Here is a 19,388-nt window from a genome sequence, read left to right on the forward strand (position 1 = left end):
AAACGGAGGCCAATTATGTTCTCGCGGCCGTCCTGCGCCTGCGCGCGGCAGTCGAGCCCACGTAGTAGTTGTAAGAGTCGATGTCGACCACGCAACGCGCCATCAGGTCGACGAAGGAGCGCAGCTTCTGGCCCATGTAGCGCTGCCGCTGGTAGGCGCAGTAGATGCGCCGCGGCTCGGGCTGCCACTGCGGCAGCACCGGCACCAGCACTCCCTGCTCCAGCTCGGGCCGCACGAAGAAGGCCGGCAGCAGCGCGATGCCCAGGCCATCGATGCAGAAGGTCTTCATCACCCAGTGGTCGTTGGTCTCGAAGGCCGGCTCGGGCCTGAAGGCGAAGCTGGCCGTGCCCGACACCAGCAGCACCTGAGAGCGCTCCGAAGGCTCCTTCATCACGATGGACTGGTGTGCGGCCAGTTCGCCAGGCGACGAGGGCGTGCCATGCCGCGCCAGGTACTGCGGGCTCGCGTACAGCCCGTAGTTCAGCCGCCCCAGCAGCCGGGCCACGAGATTCGGCGCATCGGGCGGCTCGGAACACACGTAGCAATCGACATCGGCGATGCGCGGCGCGTGGAAGCCGTTCGCCACGTCGAGCTGGCAGCGCACGTCGGGGTGCGCCTCCAGGAACAGCTTGACCACGTGGCAGACGAAGGAGGTGCTGAACTGCGTGTCGGACAGCAGCGAGAGGCTGCCCGACACGCCCGTGGTCAGCGCATGGATCTCGGTGCTGGCCTCTTCCAGCCGCCCCTTCACCTCGTCGAGCAGCCCTTCGCCGCGCGCGAGAAAGGCGTGGCCAGCCTCGGTCAACGAGATGCGGCGCGGGCTGCGCAGCAGCAACTGGGCGCCCAGCAGTTCCTCCAGCCGCGTGAGCTGGCGGCTCAAGGTGGCCTTGGAAACGCCGGAGAGGCTTTCGGCCTTCGTGAGGCTGCCGCTGCGGGCGATCAGCACGAAAGCCTCGACCAGGGCGAGATCGATGCGGCTCATGCGGCCCAGCGTTGCAGGAATGAAAAGCAGCGTCTCTTCATGTGACTTTCATCGGTGCGGCGGAAACGGTACGGTATCACCGGCGAACAGCCGCCCTTTCGGCGCATTCCCCACGATCCATGAACACTCCTGAAAACACAGCCCCGTGGCACCCCGTCGCGCGCTCGGCCGACCTGCGCCCGGGCGCCAACATCGTCGCCGGCTTCGCCGAAGGCCAGGAACTCGCGCTCTGGCGCGCCGCCGACGGCACCGCCCAGGCCTGGGAGAACCGCTGCCCCCACCGCAGCGTGCGCTTCACGCTGGGCCAGGTCATCGACAACCGCCTGGCCTGCGCTTACCACGGCTGGCAATACGAGGCCGGCAGCGGGCAATGCGCCAGCATCCCGGCGCATCCGGCCATGCAGGCACCGCGCAACGTCTGCGCGAAGACCTTCGGCACGACGGAGGCGGCAGGAATGCTCTGGGTGCATCTCTCGCCCGAGGCTCCGCCCGCGCCCGATACGCTGGGTGGCGCCGTTCCCGCCGGCTGGCACTTCTGCCGCACGCTGACAGTCCGCGCGTCCGCCGGCACTGCACGGGAAGCGCTGGCACGCAATGGCCTAGCCGAAGGGCCGGCCGCTCCCGGCTGGCGCGGCCGGCTCGGCGGCACGGAAACCGTCGCACTCGTCCTCGATGCCCAGCCCGGGCTCGCCTTCATCCACCTGTGGACTGAAGCAGCCCCCGGCTCGGCCGCCATGAAGGCCTTGCACGCAGCAGCCCGCCAGCTGCGCACCGAAATCGAAGCCCTGCCCCAAGGCTGAAAGAAGAACCCATGCCCTTCGTCACCGACGATCCCAACATGCTCGACGACTGGCTGGTCGTCGGCCCGGCGCCGGCGCCTTCTGCCTCGCGCACCACCCGCCTGCTCGGCGAGACCGTGCTGCTGTCTACCGACGCCGACGACACGCCCCGCTGCAGCCTCGGCGACACCCCGCTCACCGTGCAGGCGCAGTACGGCTACCTCTGGGTCTGCCCCAGCGGCCGCCCGGCCCGGCCGCTCTTCGACTTTCCCGAATACGGCGAGCCCGGCCGCCGCCTCGTCGACTGCGGCGGCATCGGCGTCGCGGTGTCGGGGCTGCGTGTGATCGAGAACTTCCTCGACATGGCGCACTTTCCCTTCGTGCATGCCGACTACCTCGGCAAGGTTCCGCACACCGAGGTGGTGCAGTACCAGGTGCAGGTGGAGCCGGCCACCGGCGAGATCTGGGCCACCGACTGCCGCTTCTGGCAGCCGCGCGCCTCGGCCGCCCACGACTCGTCGGGCAGCGAAGTGCTCTACAAATACCGCGTGATGCAGCCCTTCTCGGCCATGCTCTACAAGTCGAGCTTCCGCGCGGGCGAGCTCGACGCGATCGGCATCTTCCTGCAGCCGGTCGACGACGAGCACGTCATCGCCCACACCCTGCTCGCCTGCTACGACGACGGCTCCACCGACGCGGAGCTCATCGCCTTCCAGCACACCATCTTCGGGCAGGACAAACCCATCCTGGAGAACCACGCCTTCAAGCGCATGCCGCTCGAAGGCCGCGCCGAAACGCCGACGCGCGGCGACACCTCCTCGGTCACCTACCGGCGATGGCTGCGCGAGCGCGGCATGCGCTTCGGCGTGAGGGCCGCGGCATGACGACGCTGAAGCTCTACGACTACCCGCTCTCGGGCAACTGCTTCAAGGTGCGGCAGATGCTGGCCTGGCTGGGCGTGGCGTACCAAACGGTGCCGGTCGACTTCTTTCCCGGGCGCGAGCACAAGTCGGCCGCATTCCTCGCCAACGTCAATCCGCTGGGCCAGTTGCCGGTGATCGACGACGACGGCTTCGTGCTGCGCGACGCGCAGGCCATCCTGGTCTACCTCGCGAGCCGCCACGACGCGGAAGGCCGCTGGTATCCCGCCGCCCCGAAGCTGCGCGGCGAAGTCGCCCAGTGGCTCGCCACCGCCGACGAGATCACGCGCACCGCATCGGCCGCGCGACTGCACGATGCGCTGGGCTATCACCACCTCGACATCGAAGCCTGCCGCAGCGGCGCGCGCGCCGTGTTCCGGGTGCTCGACGACCATCTCGCCGAGCGGGCCGCCGAGGGCCTGCGCTGGCTCGCGTCGTCGCCCGGGCCCACCATTGCCGATCTCGCCTGCTTTCCCTACGTCGCGCTCGCGGGCGAAGGCGGCATCTCGCTCGACGAGTTTCCCGCGCTGCAAAACTGGGTCTGGGATTTCCGCCACTTGCCCGGGTTCATCGGCATGTCGGGTATCTTCCCTGCTGGCCCTGCCTGAGAATCCTCCTCCATCCCCCGCTTTCGAGACCGAACATCATGAAAACCAAAGCCGCCGTCGCCTGGAAATCCGGAGCTCCGCTCACCATCGAAACCGTGGACCTCGAAGGCCCGAAGTTCGGCGAAGTGCTCGTCGAGATCAAGGCCACCGGCATCTGCCACACCGACTACTACACCCTCTCGGGCGCCGACCCCGAAGGCATCTTCCCCGCCATCCTCGGCCATGAAGGCGCGGGCATCGTGGTCGACGTCGGCCCCGGCGTCACCACCCTCAAGAAGGGCGACCACGTCATCCCGCTGTACACGCCCGAATGCCGCCAGTGCAAGTTCTGCCTGAGCCGCAAGACCAACCTGTGCCAGCTCATCCGCGGCACCCAGGGCAAGGGCCTGATGCCCGACGGCACGAGCCGCTTCAGCCTCGACGGCAAGCCCATCGCCCACTACATGGGCACCAGCACCTTCAGCAACTACACGGTCGCGCCTGAAATCTCTCTGGCCAAGATCCGCGAGGACGCGCCCTTCGACAAGGTCTGCTACATCGGCTGCGGCGTGACCACCGGCATCGGCGCGGTGATCTTCACGGCCAAGGTGGAAGCCGGCGCGAACGTGGTCGTGTTCGGCCTCGGCGGCATCGGCCTGAACGTTATCCAGGGCGCCAAGATGGTGGGCGCCGACAAGATCATCGGCATCGACCTGAACCCCGCGCGCGAGGAAATGGCCCGCAAGTTCGGCATGACGCACTTCCTGAACCCGAAGGACCACGAGAACATCGTCGACGCGATCGTGCAGCTGACCGACGGCGGCGCCGACTACAGCTTCGAGTGCATCGGCAACACCAAGGTGATGCGCCAGGCGCTGGAGTGCACGCACAAGGGCTGGGGCCGCAGCATCATCATCGGCGTGGCCGAGGCGGGCGCGGAAATCAGCACGCGGCCGTTCCAGCTGGTCACGGGCCGCAAGTGGGAAGGCTCGGCCTTCGGCGGCGCGCGCGGCCGCACCGACGTGCCGAAGATCGTCGACTGGTACATGGAAGGCAAGATCGACATCGACAGCCTGATCACGCACACCATGCCGCTGGAGAAGATCAATGACGGTTTCGACCTGATGAAGCGCGGCGAGTCGATCCGCGGCGTGGTGATCTACTAACCCCCAGGCTTCGCGCACTTCGTGTCGCTACGCCAACCCCCTTGCAGGGGGCAACACCTGCGGCCCGGCAAAGCCGGTTCCGCGGTGTTTCTGGAAAAGACATCGGCTCACTCTCTGGAGATGACCTCGTGATGGAAAGAATGGAACCCCTGCGCAGGATCGAGGCGGGCGTCCTCGAAGTCGCCTACTACGAAGCCGGCCCCGCCGACGGCCCGCCCGTGCTGCTGATGCACGGCTTTCCGTACGACATCCACACGTACGCCGAAGTTACCCCCATGCTGGCCGACGCGGGCTGCCGCGTGATCGTGCCGTACCTGCGCGGCTACGGCGCGACGCGTTTCCTTAGCGAGACCACGCCGCGCTCGGGCGAGCAGGCCGCGCTGGGCGCCGACCTCCTCGCGCTGCTCGACGCGCTGAAGATCGATCGCGCCGTGCTGGCCGGCTATGACTGGGGCGGCCGTGCGGCGTGCGTGGTCGCGGCGCTGTGGCCCGAGCGCTGCGCGGGGCTGGTGTCCCTGAACAGCTACAACATCCAGAACATCGCCAAGGCGATGGAGCCCGACACGCCCGACAACGAACACAGCCTCTGGTACCAGTACTACTTCCACAGCGAGCGCGGCCGCGCCGGCCTGCAGAAGGACCGCAAGGCATTCACGAAGCTGCTGTGGAGGCTCTGGTCGCCCACGTGGAAGTTCGACGACGCCACCTTCGAGCGCAGCGCCGCGGCCTTCGACCATCCCGATTTCGTGGACGTGGTGATCCAGTCGTACCGCCATCGCTTCGGCCTGGTGCCGGGCGATCCGGCCTATGCCGGCATCGAGCGCCGCCTCGCGGCCCAGCCCACGATCACCGTGCCCGCCATCACCTTCGACGGCATCGACGACGGCGTGCGCCCGCCCGCCGACGCATCCGCCCACGCGCACCGTTTCGGCGGTCCGCGCTCGCACCGGCTCGTGCCCGGAGCAGGCCACAACCTGCCGCAGGAAGCGCCGCGCGCTTTCGCCGACGCCGTGCTCGAACTCGTGCCCGCCCTGCGCAGCCCCAAGAATCCGCAATGACCGACAACACACCCAAGCCCCTTTCCGAGCACCGTGCCTTCGGCGGACTGCAGCGCTTCCTCGAACACCGCTCGCTGGAGATCGGCCTGCCGATGCGCTTCTCGGTCTACCTGCCGCCGCAGGTCGCGCACGAGCGCGTGCCCGCCCTGCTCTACCTCGCGGGCCTGACCTGCAACGAGGAAACCTTCGCCATCAAGGCCGGCGCGCAGCGCATGGCGGCCAGCCTGGGCATCGCGCTGATCGCACCCGACACCAGCCCGCGCGGCCCCGAGGCGGAAGGCATTCCGGGCGCCAGGGACAACTGGGACTTCGGCATCGGCGCCGGCTTCTACCTCGACGCGCTGGCCGAGCCCTGGGCCACGCACTGGCGCATGGAAAGCTGGATCGTGCACGAGCTGCTGCCGCTGGTGGCCAAGCACTTTCCCATCGACGGCGAGCGCATCGGCATCTTCGGCCACTCGATGGGCGGCCACGGCGCGCTCACGCTGGCGCTGCGGCATCCGGGGCGCTTCAGGTCGCTGTCGGCCTTCGCGCCGATCTGCGCGCCCACGCAGTGCCCCTGGGGCGAGAAAGCCTTCGCCGGCTACCTGGGCGAGCCCGGCGCCGACCGCGCGCAGTGGCTGGCGCACGATGCCAGCGCGCTCATGAAGTCGCAGGTCACGGCGCCCTATCCGCAGGGCATCCTCATCGACCAGGGCCTGGACGACAAATTCCTGGCCGAGCAGCTGCACCCCGAAGTCTTCGAGGCCGCCTGCTTCGCCGCCGGCCAGCCGCTCACGCTGCGCCGCCACGCGGGCTACGACCACGGCTACTACTTCATCCAGAGCTTCATGGCGGACCACATCGCGCACCACGCGCAGACCTTGCGCGCCTGAGTGCGCGCGTAAAGCCTCATCGACCGCGGCGCCCGCGCGCCGTATCATGAAACGCATCATGTCCGCCGCCCAGATTCCGGTCTTCCACCTGCGGTCGCGCCAAGGCGGCGCCGAAGAGAACATGGTGCTGGCGGGCATCTGGCGCCGTGCATGGATCGCGGCCAACCGCGACGTCCCGCACGTCGAGCCCATCGCCCACTGGCTGCATCGCGTGCACACCGAGTTCGGCCCGCCCGCCGACGTGGTGCTGGCGGAGCGCGAAGGCCAGGTGCTGGCCTTCATGGTGCTGCTGGCGCGGCGCGAATACGTGGCCCAGCTCTTCGTGGAGCCGCACCTGCGCAACCAGGGCCTGGGCAAGGCGCTGCTCGACGAGGCCTGCTTGCGCATTCCCGGCGGCTGGCGGCTGCACGTGGCCGCCACCAACACTGCGGCGCAGCGCTTCTACGAACGCTACGGGCTGGAGCGCGGCGCGGCAGACCGCCACCCCACGAGCGGGCGCGAACGCATCGCCTACCATTGGTCGCCCTCGCGTCCGCCGTGGCGCATCGGCTGAGCGGCCGCCCTCCCGTCTTCCCGTCTTCCCGTCCTCCCATATTTCGCAGCCCATGCGCATCGACCACATCGCCCTCTGGACCAACGATCTCGAACGCTGCAAGCGCTTCTACGTCGACTACTTCGGCGCCACCGCCGGCGCGGGCTACGTCAACCCGGCCAAGGGCTTCGCCTCCTGCTTCCTCAGCCTGGGCGACGGCGCGCGCATCGAGGCCATGACCACCAGCACGCTCTCGCCCGTGGCGGCCGAGGCCGGCGCGCAGCGCATGGGCTGGACGCACCTCGCAATCAGCGTGGGCTCCGACGCGGCGGTGGACGCGCTCACGCAGCGCCTGAAGGCCGATGGCTACCCGCTGCTCGACGGTCCGCGCCGCACCGGCGACGGCTACTACGAGAGCGTTGTGCTCGACCCGGACGGCAATCGCATCGAGATCACCGCCTGAGCACAGGCGACCTCCGCCAGGACTTTCCTTCATGCACTACCTGCTGATCTACGAAACCGCCCCCGACTACCTCGAACGCCGCGGCGAGTTTCGCGACGCCCACCTGGCGCTTGCCTGGCAGTCCGTGGAGCGCGGCGAGTTGCTGCTCGGCGGCGCCACCGGCAACCCGCCCGACGGCGCGCTGCTGCTGTTCGAAACCGACTCGCCCGACGTGCCCGCCGCCTTCGCGAAGGCCGACCCGTACGTGTTCAACGGCATCGTCACCGGCTGGCAGGTGAAGGCCTGGAATACCGTGGTCGGCGCGCAGGCGTCGACGCCCGTGCGGCCTGCCGCGAGCCCTGCCCGATGAGCGTCTTCGTACAAAGCCTGCACGAGATCTTCGAGCGCCTGGGCCGCATCGAGACGAAGCGCATGTTCGGCGGCCACGGCGTCTGGCACGAGGGCCGGATGATCGCGCTGGTCGCCAACGAAACGCTCTACCTGAAGTCCGACGCGGAAAGCGCCATGTACTTCGACAGGCTGGACCTGCCGCCCTTCACCTACACCCGCCAGGGCAAGTCGATGCCGATGTCGTACCGGCTCGCACCGGCGGATCTCTTCGAGGACCGCGAGGAAGCCGCGCGCTGGGGCCGGCTCGCCTACGAGGCGGCGCTGCGCTCCGGCCAGCCGCCGAAGCCGAAGAAGGCGCCGGCCGCAAGGAAAGCTGCTGCAAGAAAAGCGGCGGCGAAGAAGACCGCTCCCAAGAAAACCGCTGCAAAGAAAGCACCCGTGAAGAAGAAAAAGCCGACGACGAAAGCAGCCTCCCGGTGAACGAGCGCCGCAACGCCCCCGCGCTCCCGCCCCTGCCCGAGCGCGAACAGATCGCGCTGCTCGATCCCTTCGAAAGCCTCGGTCCCGGCAACATCGTGGTCGTCTCCACGCAGCAGGAGGCCGAGCGCGCCGCCGCCACGTTGCTGGCAGCCGGCATCGCGGGCTTCGACACCGAATCGAAACCCACCTTCGCGAAGAACGAGGTCTCGGGCGGCCCGCACGTGGTGCAGTTCGCCACGCGCGACACGGCATGGCTGTTCCAGATGCACCGCACCGAGTGCAACCCGGTGGTGGCCACGCTGATCGCATCGACCGAACTGCGCAAGGTCGGCTTCGGCCTCTCGGGCGACCTCACGCTGATCAGGAACCGGCTCAACATCGAGCCGAAGGCGGTGTTCGACATCGACGACGAATTCCGCCGCCGCGGCTATCGCAGGTCGGTGGGCGTGAAGGCGGCGGTGGCGCTGGTGTTCGAGCGCCGCTTCGTCAAGTCGCGCAAGGCGACCACTTCCAACTGGGCCAACCGGCAGCTCACCGAGGCGCAGATCCGCTACGCCGCGAACGACGCCTGGGCGTCGATCCGCGTGTACGACGCGCTCTTCGGCGGCGGCTGAGCTCAGTCGCGCCCGGCCTCGATGATGGCCTGCGCGAGCCGCAGGGGGTTCGAGAAGAACATCTCGTGGCTGCCCGGGCACTCCACCAGACGGAACAGTCCCAGCCGCTCCGACAGGCGCGGATGCCACGGCATGCCGTGCGGCATGGCGGTGTCCTGCTGGCAGTTCAGGTACGACTTGCCCAGCGCCAGCGCGGCCAGCGGCTGGCTCAGCCTGATCTTGTCGGTGAAGGTGCGGTACGGGTGCGGGTTCAGCTTCTCGTAGGCGGCCTGCGCGGTCGCGAGGTCTGCGTCGTTGATGAAGGCCTCGCGCCAGATCTCGAAGGGCAGCGTCACGGCGTTGCCGTTGGCCGCAGCGACGGCGTCGAACATGGTCACGTAGTGCGGCGGCACCATGTCGTTGAGCGATTCGCCGTCCAGCGGCACGAAGGCGTTGATGTACACCAGCCGCTTCAGCCTGTGGGCGATGCGGTCGGCCACGCCCGAGATCACCATGCCGCCGTAGCTGTGGCCGACGAGGCGCACCTGCGTGAGGTTCTTCTCTTCGATGTAGCGCACGGCCGACGCGATGGCGTCTTCCAGGCCGCAGCTGGAGCGGTCGTCGCCGGGGTTGTTTCCCGCCAGCGTGGGGCAGTACACGGTGTGGCCGGCCGCGCGCACGCCGTCGGCCACGGCTTCGATCTCGGCACCGGTGTGCCACGCGCCGTGGACCAGGACATAGGTATCGGACATGGGATGTCTCTTTCGTTGTTTCGATGGAGAGGGACTTTAGGAATAACGCGGTGCCGCGAATGGCCGATGCCTGCCACGCGGATGGCCGGTTCGCGCCAGTTCAGCGCCGGCGCCGCAGTTCGCCGGGTGTGGCGCCCAGGTGCGCGCGGCATTGGCGAACAAAGTGTGAAGCATCGGCCAGGCCCACGCGATACCCGATTTGGGCGATGCCCAAGCGGTCGAAACGTGCATCGGCGAGCATGCGGCGCGCTGCCGCCATGCGGAAACCCGCGAGCGCCGCGGCGAAGGTGGTGGCGCCCTCTCCGCTGCCGTCGCTGCCTTCTCCGGCAGCCAGGCAGCGGTGCAGGCTGCGCTCCGAAATGCCCAGCCCGCGCGCCACGCTGGCGGCAGTGAGGCCGCACTCGGCATGCCGCTCGTGCGTGGCGTCGAGCACGCGGCGGCGCAGCGCCGCCCGGCCCCTGCCGGATGCATCCGCAAGGCCGCTGCCGGTGGCCAGCGCCAGCAGGCCGCCGAGCTGGTCGCTCAGCAGCGCGGGGGGCACCGGCGGTTTCGCCGCCAGCTCCGGCGAGAGCTGCCGCACGAAGCCGCACAGCACGCCGCCCCAGCCCGAATGCCCGTCGATGCGCCGCGCCACCTGGTCGCCGGCATCGGGAAGCCATGCGTCGACCCAGGCGGTCGGCAGCTCGAGCGAGATGGTGTCGGCCGACTGCAGCAGGTGGAATTCGTAGAGGCGGCGCGAATCGACCAGCACCGCGTCGCCCGGCAGCAGACGCGCCGAGCGGCCGTCCTGCACGGCCACCCAGGCCGAATCGGCCTTGCACAGCAGGTAGAAATAGTTGTTGCGGCTGTGGGCAATGGCTCGGCGCGTGCGGTAGACGTCCTGCGCGCTGCCGCGCACCTGGTTGACCACGATGGGCCCCAGCGGCGCCGATTCGAGCGTGGCGCCGAAGCTGGCGGCCACGGGGCTGGTCACGTCCATCTCCAGGAAGCCTTCGCAGACCGCGCCCACCCAGTAGTCGAGCCGCTGCGCGGGCGGCACGGCGTCGGTGGACCAGCGGTGGATGGCGTCATGGCTCATGCGCGCGAAACGATAGCCAAGGCGGACCCGCTTGCCAATCGGGAATAGACCGCCTCCGACGCCCCCGCGCGCGCCGCACCGGCACAATGGCCCTCGAACCAAACCGGTGCGCCGGGCGCCTGGCCCGCATGCACACACTCGAAGGAAGGGCAATTCAGGTCATGACCAACAAGCAAAGCGATTTCGGACTGATCGGCCTGGCCGTGATGGGCCAGAACCTGGTGCTGAACGTGGAAAGCCGCGGCTTCCAGGTCAGCGTCTACAACCGCACCGAGGCCACCACCGAGGCCTTCATCGCCGCCAACCCGGGCAAGAAGCTGGTGGGCGCGAAGACGCTGGAAGAGTTCGTCCAGAGCCTGGCCAAACCCCGCAAGATCCAGATCATGGTCAAGGCCGGCGCGCCGGTCGACCAGGTGATCGAGCAGCTCATTCCGCTGCTGGACAAGGACGACATCGTCATCGACGGCGGCAACAGCCTCTACACCGACACCGAGCGCCGCGACGCCTACCTGAGCAGCAAAGGCCTGCGCTTCATCGGCGCGGGCGTCTCGGGCGGCGAGGAAGGCGCGCGCAAGGGCCCGTCGATCATGCCGGGCGGGCCGCTTTCCACCTGGGAAGTGATGAAGCCGATCTTCGAGAGCATCTCGGCCAAGGTGGACGGCGAACCCTGCGTCATCCACATCGGCCCCGGCGGCGCGGGCCATTACGTGAAGATGGTGCACAACGGCATCGAGTACGGCGACATGCAGCTCATCTGCGAGGCGTACAGCCTGTTCAAGGCGGCCGGCTTCACCACCGACGAGATGGCCGCCATCTTCAACGAGTGGAACGACGGCGAGCTGCAGAGCTACCTGATCCAGATCACTGCCAAGGCGCTCGAGCAGAAAGACCCGGAAACGGGCAAGCCGATCGTCGACGTGATCCTCGACAAGGCCGGCCAGAAGGGGACGGGCCAGTGGACGCTGATCAACGCGGCCGAGAACGCGGTGGTCATCAGCACCATCAACGCCGCCGTGGAAGCGCGCGTGCTCTCGTCGCAGAAGAAGGCGCGGGTGGCGGCCAGCAGGCAGCTGCAGGGGCCGAAGATCGAACTGTCGGTGGAGAAGAAGGCGCTGGTGGCCAAGGTGCACGACGCGCTCTACGCCTCGAAGGTCATCAGCTACACGCAGGGCTTCGACCTCATCAAGACCATGGGCGACAAGAAGGGCTGGGGCCTCGACCTGGGCGGCATCGCCTCCATCTGGCGCGGCGGCTGCATCATCCGCGCGCGCTTCCTCAACCGCATCACCGACGCCTTCCGCACCGACCCGGCCCTGGCCAACCTGATGCTCGACCCGTTCTTCAAGGACCTGCTGAACCGCACCCAGCAGAACTGGCGCGAAGTGGTGGCACTGGCGGTGAGCAACGGCATCCCGGTGCCGGCATTCAGCGCCTCGCTGGCCTACTACGACAGCTACCGCACCGAGCGCCTGCCGGCGAACCTGCTGCAGGCGCAGCGCGACTTCTTCGGCGCGCACACCTACGAGCGTGTCGACAAGCCCGAGGGCCAGTTCTTCCACACCGACTGGCCCGAAGTGATCGGCTGAACACCGTGTGATCCCATGCCGGCCCTCGACTACCCCAGCCACCTGGTCGAGGACTGGCAACTCGCCGACGGCACGCCGGTGCGCATCCGCCCGATCCGCGCCGAGGACCTAGCCATGCACACGGCCTTCGTCGGCGGTCTCTCCAGGGAAACCGGCTATCGCCGCCTGCTGTCGCCGCGAACGCCGCAGCCCGACGAGCTGTGGCGCATGACGCACATCGACTACCACCGCGAACTCGCGCTCATCGCGACCACGTTGGTCGACGGCGTCGAACAGCAGATGGGCGTGGTGCGCTACGTGCGGGGCGAGACGCCCGAGACGGCGCAGGTCGCCGAGTTCGCCATCGTCATCGCCGATGCCTGGCAGCACCACGGCCTGGCCCTCAAGCTCATGCGCAAGCTGATCGACGCGGCCACGGCGGCCGGCGTCGGGCAGCTGGCGGACATCACCCTCTACGACAACACGGCGATGCTGGCGCTGGCGCGCAAGCTGGGCTTCAAGGTACAGCGCGATCCGGGCAATCCGAACGTGACGCGCCTGCGGCTCGTGCTGGGTGCGTCCGCGTGAACCGGTTCAGCCCCGGGCCAGCCAGCCTTCCACCTGCCCGACCGACTCCGCCAGCGGCGCCGTAGCCTCCACCGCCAGCACGCCCGCCTCGCCCACCGGCGACTCCAGCGTGGCGAACTGATTGGCCACGAGGCTGGCCGGGAACGTGTGTTCTCCCGCATCCGCCCGCGCGGCCACCCGCCGCTGCGCCTCGGCCTGCTCGATTTGCATGAACACGAAGCGCAGGCCCGGAGCGGCCGCACGCAGCTGGTCGCGATAACTGCGCTTGAGCGCCGAACAGGTCAGAACCGCGCCCTGCGGCGCCGCTGCCAGCGCACGGCCCAGCGTGGCCAGCCAGCCGGCGCGGTCGGCATCGGTCAGTGCGATGCCGCGGCTCATCTTCTCGACATTTGCCGGCGGATGGTGGTCGTCGCCTTCGATGAGCGGCAGCCCGAGGGCCTTGGCCAGCGCCGCGCCCAGGCTCGATTTGCCGCATCCCGAAACGCCCATCACCACCAGCCGAACCCCGTCCATACGCACCCTTTTGGTAAAGCACCACACCTCATTCAAAGGCGCCTGCAAACCTAAATCTACTTCCTTATGATGCAAAACCTTTTTCCGCCGGAAGCAGAGAGCCTTCGCCATGGTCCAGCTCGCGTTGCGTCGTCCGTACACCTTCATCGTCATGGCGATGCTGATCGTGCTGGCCACGCCTTTTGTCCTGGCGCGCATGGCGACCGACATCTTCCCGGAAATCAACATCCCGGTGGTCAGCGTCATCTGGAACTACACCGGCCTGCCGGCACAGGAGATGGGCCAGCGCATCTCGGGCCAGGTGGAGCGCGGGCTGACCACCACCGTGAGCGACATCGAGCACATCGAATCGCAGTCGCTGGCGGGCGTGGCCATCATCAAGGTGTTCTTCCAGCCCACGGCCAACATCGAGATGGCCATCTCGCAGGTAGTGGCCTCGATGCAGGCGCAGGTGCGGCAGCTGCCGCCGGGCATCACGCCGCCGCTGGTCATCAAGTACTCGGCCTCCAGCGTGCCGGTGATCCAGCTGGCGCTGTCGAGCCCCACGCGCTCGGAGAACTCGCTCTTCGACGCCACCGTCAACCAGCTGCGCCCGCAGCTCATCACGGTGCCGGGCGCGGCCATTCCCTTTCCCTACGGCGGCAAGAACCGGCTGATCTCGGTCGACCTCGACACGCAGGCGCTGCAGGCGCGCGGCCTCTCGCCGGCCGACGTGGTGAACGCGGTGAACACGCAGAACCTGATCCTGCCCTCGGGCACGGCCAAGTTCGGCGCCACCGAATACAACGTGAAGATGAACGGCTCGCCCGATGCCATCGCGGGCCTGAACGACCTGCCGATCCGCACGGTGAACGGCGCCACCACCTACCTGCGCGACGTGGCCTACGTGCGCGACGGCTTCTCGCCGCAGACCAACGTGGTGCGCCAGGACGGCGTGCGCGGCGTGCTGCTGTCGGTGCTGAAGAACGGCGGCGCCTCCACGCTGGACATCGTCTCCAACATCCGCGCGATGCTGCCCATCGCCGCCCAGACGATGCCGGAGGACATCAAGATCACGCCGCTGTTCGACCAGTCGGTGTTCGTGAAGGCGGCCGTCAAGGGCGTGGTGTTCGAGGCCATCCTGGCGGCGGCGCTCACGGCCGCGATGGTGCTGCTCTTCCTGGGCAACTGGCGCAGCACGCTCATCATCGGGCTGACCATTCCGCTGTCGATCCTGGCGTCGATCCTGGTGCTGTATTCGCTCGGCGAAACGCTCAACCTCATGACGCTGGGCGGCCTCGCGCTCTCGGTGGGCATCCTGGTCGACCAGGCGATCGTGACCATCGAGAACATCGAGCGGCACCTGCACATGGGCACGCCGCTGAAGGAGGCCATCGAAGTCGGCGCGGGCGAGATCGGTTCGGCCGCCTTCGTCTCCACGCTGTGCATCTGCATCGTGTTCGTGCCGATGTTCTTCCTCTCGGGCGTGGCGCGCTTCCTGTTCGTGCCGCTGGCCGAAGCCGTGGTGTTCGCCATGATCGCCTCGTACCTGCTGTCGCGGACGCTGGTGCCCACGCTGGTGATGCTGCTGATGGGCGGTTCGCATGCGGCGCACCAGGCTCCGCTCGAGGGTGCCAAGCAAAGCGCCCTGCAACGCCTGTACCGCGCCTTCGACCGCCGCTTCGAACGCGTGCGCCGCGCCTACACGCTGGTGCTGTCTGCAGTGCTTTCCAAGCGCGCGGGCTTCATCGGCCTGCTCCTCGGCTTCTGCCTGCTGTCCTGCCTGCTCTACCCCGCGCTGGGCCGCGACTTCTTCCCCACGGTCGATGCCGGCCAGATCCGCCTGCACCTGCGCGCGCCCACCGGCACGCGCATCGAGGAAACCGCCCGCCTCACCGACCGGGTGGAGGCCGCCATCCGCGAGCTGGTGCCGCCCGACCAGCTCGAGACCATCCTCGACAACCTCGGCGTGCCCAACAGCGGCATCAACCTGTCGTACAGCAACGCCGGCACTATCGGCACCTTCGATGGCGAGCTGCTGCTGTCGCTGAAGGACGGCCACAAGCCCACCGAGCAGTTCGTGTCGCTGCTGCGCGCCGAACTGCCCAAGCGCTTTCCGGGCACGGAGTTCTTCTTCCAGCCGGCGGACATCGTCACGCAGATCCTGAACTTCGGCCTGCCGGCGGCCATAGATGTGCAGTTCAGCGGCAACGACATGGCCGGCAACGCCGCGCGCGCGGCCGAACTGACCAAGGCGATCCGCCAGATTCCCGGCGCGGTCGACGCCCACGTGCACCAGCGCCTGGACGGCCCCGCGCTGAGCCTGCAGATGGACCGCACGCGGCTGCAGCAGTACGGCCTGACCGCCTCCAACGTGGGGCAGAACGTGCTCATCGCGCTGTCGGGCAGCTCGCAGACGGCGCCGGCCTTCTGGCTGAACCCGGCCAACGGCGTGGTCTACAGCATCGCGGTGCAGACGCCGCAGTACGTGGTCGATTCGCTGGACTCGCTGCTGAACATCCCGGTGGGCGCGGGCGGCACGCCGGCGGCTGGCAGCGGTTCGCAGCAACTGCTGGGCAACCTGGTCGACGCGCAGGCCGCGCGCCAGCCGGCCGTGATGTCGCGCTACAACATCGCGCCGGTGATCGACGTGTACGTGAGCGTGCAGGGCACCGACCTCGCCAGCGTGGCGTCGAAGGTGCGGAAGCTGGTCGACGAGATGCGGCCCACGCTGCCGCGCGGCAGCCGCGTCGACATCCGTGGGCAGGTGCAGACGATGCAGTCGTCGTTCATCGGCCTGGGCGTGGGGCTGGCGATGGCCATCGTGCTGGTGTACCTGCTGATCGTGGTCACCTTCCAGTCGTGGCTGGACGCGGCCATCATCATCACCGCCCTGCCGGCGGCGCTGGCGGGCATCGCGTGGATGCTGTTCATCACCGGCACCACGCTGAGCGTGCCGGCGCTCACGGGCGCGATCATGACCATGGGCGTGGCCACGGCCAATTCCATCCTGCTGGTGTCCTTCGCGCGCGAGCGGCTGGCCGCGGGCATTCCGCCGCTGTCGGCCGCGCTGGAAGCCGGCGCCACCCGCATCCGCCCGGTGCTGATGACGGCGCTGGCGATGATCATCGGCATGATCCCGATGGCCCTGGGCCTGGGCGAAGGCGCCGAGCAGAACGCCCCGCTGGGCCGCGCGGTGATCGGTGGCCTGGTCTTTGCCACTGTGTCGACATTGTTTTTCGTGCCCGCCGTGTTCGCGGGAGTGCACAGTCGGCTTGCGCACCGCCGTGCGGCGCGCGAGGCCGCCCAGCAGCATCAACCCCCAGCAGCCACAGCGGCCCAGGAGACCTGATTCCATGACGGAGCAACGCCATTCGGCATTGGCCATCCACCCCATCGCCGTCGAGGAAGGCGACGGCGAGCAGCTGCTGCGCCGCCGCCAGATCGTTCGGCGCACACGTTGGCTGGTGCTCATCGTCCTCGTGCTGCTCGCGCTGGGTGCGGCGCGCACCGTGTTCGTGCGCATCGCCAACGCCCGTGCGCTCGAAGCGGGCACCGCCGAGCGCGCCAGGCAGTACGTGCAGACCGCCCTGCCCCGCGTGCCCACCGCGGGCCAGACGCTGTCGCTGCCCGGCACGCTGCAGGGCTTCGTGCAGTCGCCCATCTCGGCACGCGCCAGCGGCTACCTCAAACGCTGGACCCGGGACATCGGCAGCCGCGTCGAAAAGGGCGAGCTGCTCGCCGAGATCGAGACGCCCGAGATCGACCAGCAGCTCTCGCAGGCCGTGGCAGCGCGCGCGCAGGCCGCCTCGGGGCTGGAACTGGCGCGCAGCACCGCCGAGCGCTGGGAAGCGCTGCGCAAGAAGGACGTGGTTTCGCAGCAGGACCTCGACGAGCGCCGCAGCGCCGTGGCTCAGGCCACTTCCAACGTGGCGGCGGCCGATGCCAACGTGCAGCGGCTGAAGCAGACCGAAGGCTTCAAGCGCGTGGTGGCGCCGTTCTCGGGCGTGATCACGCGGCGCAACGTCGACGTGGGCGACCTGATCGACGCCGGCGCGGGCGGCGGCGCGGGGCGCGCGCTCTTCATGCTGGCGCAGACCGATCCGCTGCGCGTGTACGTCAACGTGCCGCAGGCCTACGCGCAACTGGTGAAGGCCGGCCAGCCGGTGGTGGTGACGCAAGCCGAGCTGCGCGGCCAGACTTTCAAGGGCGAGGTGGCGCGCACCTCGGGCGCGATCGACACGACCACGCGGATGATGCAGGTCGAGATTTCGCTGCCCAACAAGGACGGCGCGCTGCTGCCGGGCGCCTACGTGCAGGTGTCGCTGCCGCTGGCGGCGAGCCGCACGCTCACGGTGCCGGCGAACGCGCTGCTGTTCCGCGCCGAGGGCACGCGCATCGCGGTGGTCGATGCGAAGGGCCGCGTCGGCCTGCGCGCCGTGACGCTGGGTCGCAACTACGGCGAGAACGTCGAGGTGATCGACGGGCTCGAAGGTACCGACCGCATGGTGCTGAACCCCTCCGACTCGCTGGCCGAGGGCGACATCGTCGCGGTCGCGCCCGATGCCCAACCGCAGCAACCACAGCAGCAGCCGGGCGCTTCGAAGGCCGGCACGCCTCCAGCCCCCGCCACGCTGCCGAAGAAGGAGCCGGCGTGAAGCTGCGACAGCTGGCCACCGCCGCTGCCTGCGCCGCATTGCTCGCGCTCGCCGCGGGCTGCGCCGTCGGCCCCGACTACAAGACGCCCGACACGCCCCTGCCCGTGAGCTGGAAGCTCGAGGAGCCCTGGCGCGTGAGCACGCCCAGCGACAGCGCCGACAAGGGCCCCTGGTGGAAGCGCTTCGACGACGCCACGCTCGACACGCTGCAGGCACAAGCCCTGGCCGGCAGCCCCACGCTCGCCATCGCCAACGCGCGGCTGGCTCAGGCGCGCGCCACGCTGGCCGCCACTTCGGCCAGCCAGTACCCGCAGCTCGGCCTGGGCACCCGCGCCTCGCGCCTGAAGATCTCGGCCAACCGGCCGCTCACCAACTACGCCACCGCCAACTCATCGACGGTGCAGAACGACTTCGCCGTCTCGCTGAACGCGAGCTACGAAATCGACCTCGCGGGCCGCGTGCAACGCACCGTCGAGGGCGCGGCCGCCTCCGCCGAGCAATCGGCTGCCGACCTCGCCAACACCAGGCTGCTGCTGAGCGCCGAACTCGCCAACAACTACTTCAACCTGCGCTCCACCGACATCGAGCTCGACGTGCTCTCGCGCTCCATCGGGCTGCAGCGCCGCGCGCTGGAGCTGGTCACGGCGCGCCACGACCTGGGCGCGGTGTCGGGCCTCGACGTGGCGCAGCAGCAGGCGCTGCTCGAAACCACGCTCACGCAGGTCGACGTGCTGAAGAAGCAGCGCGCCCAGTACGAGCACGCGCTGGCCACCCTCACCGGCACGCCCGCTCCGAACTTCTCGCTGCCGGTGGACCTGCGCGAGATCAAGCCGCCCGCGGTGCCGCTGGGCGTGCCGTCGGAAATCCTGCAGCGCCGGCCCGATGTGGCTTCGGCCGAACGCGCGATGGCCGCGGCCAATGCGCAGATCGGCGTGGCCACGGCCGCCTTCTATCCGAGCTTCGTCATCTCGCCCACCGTGGGCGTGGACAGCCGCCTGATCGAGACGCTCTTCAACGGCCCCAGCCTGCTGTGGTCGGTGGGCGTGTCGGCCACGCAGGTGCTGTTCGACGGCGGGCGCATCCGCGCGAATGTCGATTTCGCGAAAGCCGGCTACGACGTCACCGTCGGCAACTACCGCCGCACCGTGCTCACCGCGATGCAGGAAGTGGAGGACGGCATCACCGGCCTCTCGGCGCTCGACAGCGCCACCACGCAGGCGCAGTCGGCCGTTACTGCAGCGCGGCGCGTGCTCGACATGGCGACCAGCCGCTACGAGGGCGGTGCATCGACGTATCTCGACGTGATCACCGCGCAGCAGTCGCTGCTGACGGTGGAGCGGCAGGCCGCGCAGTTGCAGGGGCAGCGGCTGCTGACCTCGGTATTCCTGGTGAAGGCGCTCGGCGGCGACTGGTGCGGCGCCGACACGGCCGGCGCGCCCGCGAACTGCCCTGCTCCCGTCTCCGACCGCACCGCCAAGGCCGGTTGAGCC

At 68.9% G+C, this 19,388-nt stretch carries 20 protein-coding genes; 16 read left to right on the forward strand and 4 right to left on the reverse strand.

Annotated elements, in window-relative coordinates; translation table 11 throughout:
- Positions 1-13: 13 nt before the first annotated feature.
- The gene (locus SFB74_RS22075; protein ID WP_432726415.1) at positions 14-982 is read right to left on the reverse strand and encodes a LysR family transcriptional regulator; all 969 of its coding nucleotides are present in this window, start codon (positions 980-982) and stop codon (positions 14-16) included.
- 119 nt (positions 983-1,101) lie between these two features.
- Between SFB74_RS22075 and SFB74_RS22080 the strand changes: the two genes are divergently transcribed.
- The 11 genes from SFB74_RS22080 (at position 1,102) to SFB74_RS22130 (ending at position 8,786) form a co-directional block, all read left to right on the forward strand.
- Positions 1,102-1,782 (forward strand): Rieske 2Fe-2S domain-containing protein, encoded by a 681-nt coding sequence (locus SFB74_RS22080; RefSeq protein ID WP_432726417.1) that lies wholly within the window; start codon positions 1,102-1,104, stop codon positions 1,780-1,782.
- Positions 1,783-1,793: 11 nt separating this feature from the next.
- Complete coding sequence (locus SFB74_RS22085; RefSeq protein WP_432726418.1) at positions 1,794-2,645, forward strand: aromatic ring-hydroxylating dioxygenase subunit alpha; 852 nt, start codon at positions 1,794-1,796, stop codon at positions 2,643-2,645.
- Positions 2,642-3,289: a glutathione S-transferase family protein gene (locus SFB74_RS22090; protein ID WP_432726420.1), complete on the forward strand. Its 648-nt coding sequence runs from the start codon at positions 2,642-2,644 to the stop codon at positions 3,287-3,289. Before SFB74_RS22085 ends, SFB74_RS22090 begins: the two co-directional genes overlap by 4 nt.
- Positions 3,290-3,327: 38 nt before the next feature.
- The gene (locus SFB74_RS22095) at positions 3,328-4,434 is read left to right on the forward strand and encodes an S-(hydroxymethyl)glutathione dehydrogenase/class III alcohol dehydrogenase (RefSeq protein ID WP_019655804.1); all 1,107 of its coding nucleotides are present in this window, start codon (positions 3,328-3,330) and stop codon (positions 4,432-4,434) included.
- 131 nt (positions 4,435-4,565) lie between these two features.
- Complete coding sequence (locus SFB74_RS22100; RefSeq protein ID WP_432726421.1) at positions 4,566-5,492, forward strand: alpha/beta fold hydrolase; 927 nt, start codon at positions 4,566-4,568, stop codon at positions 5,490-5,492.
- Complete coding sequence (gene fghA, locus SFB74_RS22105; protein WP_432726422.1) at positions 5,489-6,367, forward strand: S-formylglutathione hydrolase; 879 nt, start codon at positions 5,489-5,491, stop codon at positions 6,365-6,367. Before SFB74_RS22100 ends, fghA begins: the two co-directional genes overlap by 4 nt.
- Before the next feature lie 58 nt (positions 6,368-6,425).
- Positions 6,426-6,920, forward strand: a complete 495-nt coding sequence (locus SFB74_RS22110; RefSeq protein ID WP_432726425.1) for a GNAT family N-acetyltransferase — start codon at positions 6,426-6,428, stop codon at positions 6,918-6,920.
- A 52-nt stretch (positions 6,921-6,972) separates the two neighbouring features.
- Positions 6,973-7,362, forward strand: coding sequence for a VOC family protein (locus tag SFB74_RS22115; RefSeq protein WP_432726426.1), 390 nt, complete (start codon positions 6,973-6,975; stop codon positions 7,360-7,362).
- A gap of 31 nt (positions 7,363-7,393) precedes the next feature.
- A complete protein-coding gene (locus SFB74_RS22120) occupies positions 7,394-7,711 on the forward strand; it encodes a YciI-like protein (protein ID WP_432726427.1) in 318 nt (105 codons plus the stop codon).
- Positions 7,708-8,172, forward strand: coding sequence for a TfoX/Sxy family protein (locus tag SFB74_RS22125; protein ID WP_432726428.1), 465 nt, complete (start codon positions 7,708-7,710; stop codon positions 8,170-8,172). Before SFB74_RS22120 ends, SFB74_RS22125 begins: the two co-directional genes overlap by 4 nt.
- Positions 8,169-8,786 carry a 3'-5' exonuclease gene (locus tag SFB74_RS22130; RefSeq protein WP_432726429.1) on the forward strand — a complete coding sequence of 206 codons (618 nt, stop codon included), beginning with the start codon at positions 8,169-8,171 and terminating at the stop codon, positions 8,784-8,786. Before SFB74_RS22125 ends, SFB74_RS22130 begins: the two co-directional genes overlap by 4 nt.
- 2 nt (positions 8,787-8,788) lie before the next feature.
- On the opposite strand, the gene SFB74_RS22135 is transcribed toward SFB74_RS22130, so the two are convergent.
- Together SFB74_RS22135 and SFB74_RS22140 are read right to left on the reverse strand one after the other, a co-directional pair.
- Positions 8,789-9,517 carry an alpha/beta fold hydrolase gene (locus SFB74_RS22135; protein WP_432726430.1) on the reverse strand — a complete coding sequence of 243 codons (729 nt, stop codon included), beginning with the start codon at positions 9,515-9,517 and terminating at the stop codon, positions 8,789-8,791.
- 100 nt (positions 9,518-9,617) lie between these two features.
- The gene (locus SFB74_RS22140) at positions 9,618-10,595 is read right to left on the reverse strand and encodes a helix-turn-helix domain-containing protein (protein WP_432726431.1); all 978 of its coding nucleotides are present in this window, start codon (positions 10,593-10,595) and stop codon (positions 9,618-9,620) included.
- A gap of 161 nt (positions 10,596-10,756) precedes the next feature.
- Here SFB74_RS22140 and gnd point away from each other — a divergent pair, with 161 nt between their 5' ends.
- Together gnd and SFB74_RS22150 are read left to right on the forward strand one after the other, a co-directional pair.
- A complete protein-coding gene (gene gnd / locus SFB74_RS22145; RefSeq protein WP_432726432.1) occupies positions 10,757-12,181 on the forward strand; it encodes a decarboxylating NADP(+)-dependent phosphogluconate dehydrogenase in 1,425 nt (474 codons plus the stop codon).
- Between the two features lie 15 nt (positions 12,182-12,196).
- The gene (locus tag SFB74_RS22150; protein ID WP_432726433.1) at positions 12,197-12,748 is read left to right on the forward strand and encodes a GNAT family N-acetyltransferase; all 552 of its coding nucleotides are present in this window, start codon (positions 12,197-12,199) and stop codon (positions 12,746-12,748) included.
- A gap of 6 nt (positions 12,749-12,754) precedes the next feature.
- On the opposite strand, the gene SFB74_RS22155 is transcribed toward SFB74_RS22150, so the two are convergent.
- Complete coding sequence (locus tag SFB74_RS22155; protein WP_432726434.1) at positions 12,755-13,261, reverse strand: gluconokinase; 507 nt, start codon at positions 13,259-13,261, stop codon at positions 12,755-12,757.
- A gap of 109 nt (positions 13,262-13,370) precedes the next feature.
- On the opposite strand from SFB74_RS22155, the gene SFB74_RS22160 reads away from it, so the two are divergent.
- From SFB74_RS22160 to SFB74_RS22170, 3 genes are read left to right on the forward strand one after another with little or no spacing between them, the layout of a single operon-like run.
- Positions 13,371-16,592: an efflux RND transporter permease subunit gene (locus tag SFB74_RS22160; RefSeq protein ID WP_432726435.1), complete on the forward strand. Its 3,222-nt coding sequence runs from the start codon at positions 13,371-13,373 to the stop codon at positions 16,590-16,592.
- Between the two features lie 4 nt (positions 16,593-16,596).
- Positions 16,597-17,898 (forward strand): efflux RND transporter periplasmic adaptor subunit, encoded by a 1,302-nt coding sequence (locus tag SFB74_RS22165; RefSeq protein WP_432726436.1) that lies wholly within the window; start codon positions 16,597-16,599, stop codon positions 17,896-17,898.
- Positions 17,895-19,385 (forward strand): efflux transporter outer membrane subunit, encoded by a 1,491-nt coding sequence (locus tag SFB74_RS22170; protein WP_432726437.1) that lies wholly within the window; start codon positions 17,895-17,897, stop codon positions 19,383-19,385. Before SFB74_RS22165 ends, SFB74_RS22170 begins: the two co-directional genes overlap by 4 nt.
- The last annotated feature ends 3 nt before the right edge of the window (positions 19,386-19,388 follow it).

Source organism: Variovorax xiamenensis (assembly GCF_050916385.1).
Taxonomy (GTDB): Bacteria; Pseudomonadota; Gammaproteobacteria; order Burkholderiales; family Burkholderiaceae_C; genus Variovorax.

Bases quoted from the DNA above. Each gene is read 5' to 3' on its own strand.
- SFB74_RS22075 (WP_432726415.1), bottom strand. From the start codon at position 982: ATGAGCCGCATCGATCTCGCCCTGGTCGAGGCTTTCGTGCTGATCGCC.
- SFB74_RS22080 (WP_432726417.1), top strand. From the start codon at position 1,102: ATGAACACTCCTGAAAACACAGCCCCGTGGCACCCCGTCGCGCGCTCG.
- SFB74_RS22085 (WP_432726418.1), top strand. From the start codon at position 1,794: ATGCCCTTCGTCACCGACGATCCCAACATGCTCGACGACTGGCTGGTC.
- SFB74_RS22090 (WP_432726420.1), top strand. From the start codon at position 2,642: ATGACGACGCTGAAGCTCTACGACTACCCGCTCTCGGGCAACTGCTTC.
- SFB74_RS22095 (WP_019655804.1), top strand. From the start codon at position 3,328: ATGAAAACCAAAGCCGCCGTCGCCTGGAAATCCGGAGCTCCGCTCACC.
- SFB74_RS22100 (WP_432726421.1), top strand. From the start codon at position 4,566: ATGGAAAGAATGGAACCCCTGCGCAGGATCGAGGCGGGCGTCCTCGAA.
- fghA (WP_432726422.1), top strand. From the start codon at position 5,489: ATGACCGACAACACACCCAAGCCCCTTTCCGAGCACCGTGCCTTCGGC.
- SFB74_RS22110 (WP_432726425.1), top strand. From the start codon at position 6,426: ATGTCCGCCGCCCAGATTCCGGTCTTCCACCTGCGGTCGCGCCAAGGC.
- SFB74_RS22115 (WP_432726426.1), top strand. From the start codon at position 6,973: ATGCGCATCGACCACATCGCCCTCTGGACCAACGATCTCGAACGCTGC.
- SFB74_RS22120 (WP_432726427.1), top strand. From the start codon at position 7,394: ATGCACTACCTGCTGATCTACGAAACCGCCCCCGACTACCTCGAACGC.
- SFB74_RS22125 (WP_432726428.1), top strand. From the start codon at position 7,708: ATGAGCGTCTTCGTACAAAGCCTGCACGAGATCTTCGAGCGCCTGGGC.
- SFB74_RS22135 (WP_432726430.1), bottom strand. From the start codon at position 9,517: ATGTCCGATACCTATGTCCTGGTCCACGGCGCGTGGCACACCGGTGCC.
- SFB74_RS22140 (WP_432726431.1), bottom strand. From the start codon at position 10,595: ATGAGCCATGACGCCATCCACCGCTGGTCCACCGACGCCGTGCCGCCC.
- gnd (WP_432726432.1), top strand. From the start codon at position 10,757: ATGACCAACAAGCAAAGCGATTTCGGACTGATCGGCCTGGCCGTGATG.
- SFB74_RS22150 (WP_432726433.1), top strand. From the start codon at position 12,197: ATGCCGGCCCTCGACTACCCCAGCCACCTGGTCGAGGACTGGCAACTC.
- SFB74_RS22155 (WP_432726434.1), bottom strand. From the start codon at position 13,261: ATGGACGGGGTTCGGCTGGTGGTGATGGGCGTTTCGGGATGCGGCAAA.
- SFB74_RS22160 (WP_432726435.1), top strand. From the start codon at position 13,371: ATGGTCCAGCTCGCGTTGCGTCGTCCGTACACCTTCATCGTCATGGCG.
- SFB74_RS22165 (WP_432726436.1), top strand. From the start codon at position 16,597: ATGACGGAGCAACGCCATTCGGCATTGGCCATCCACCCCATCGCCGTC.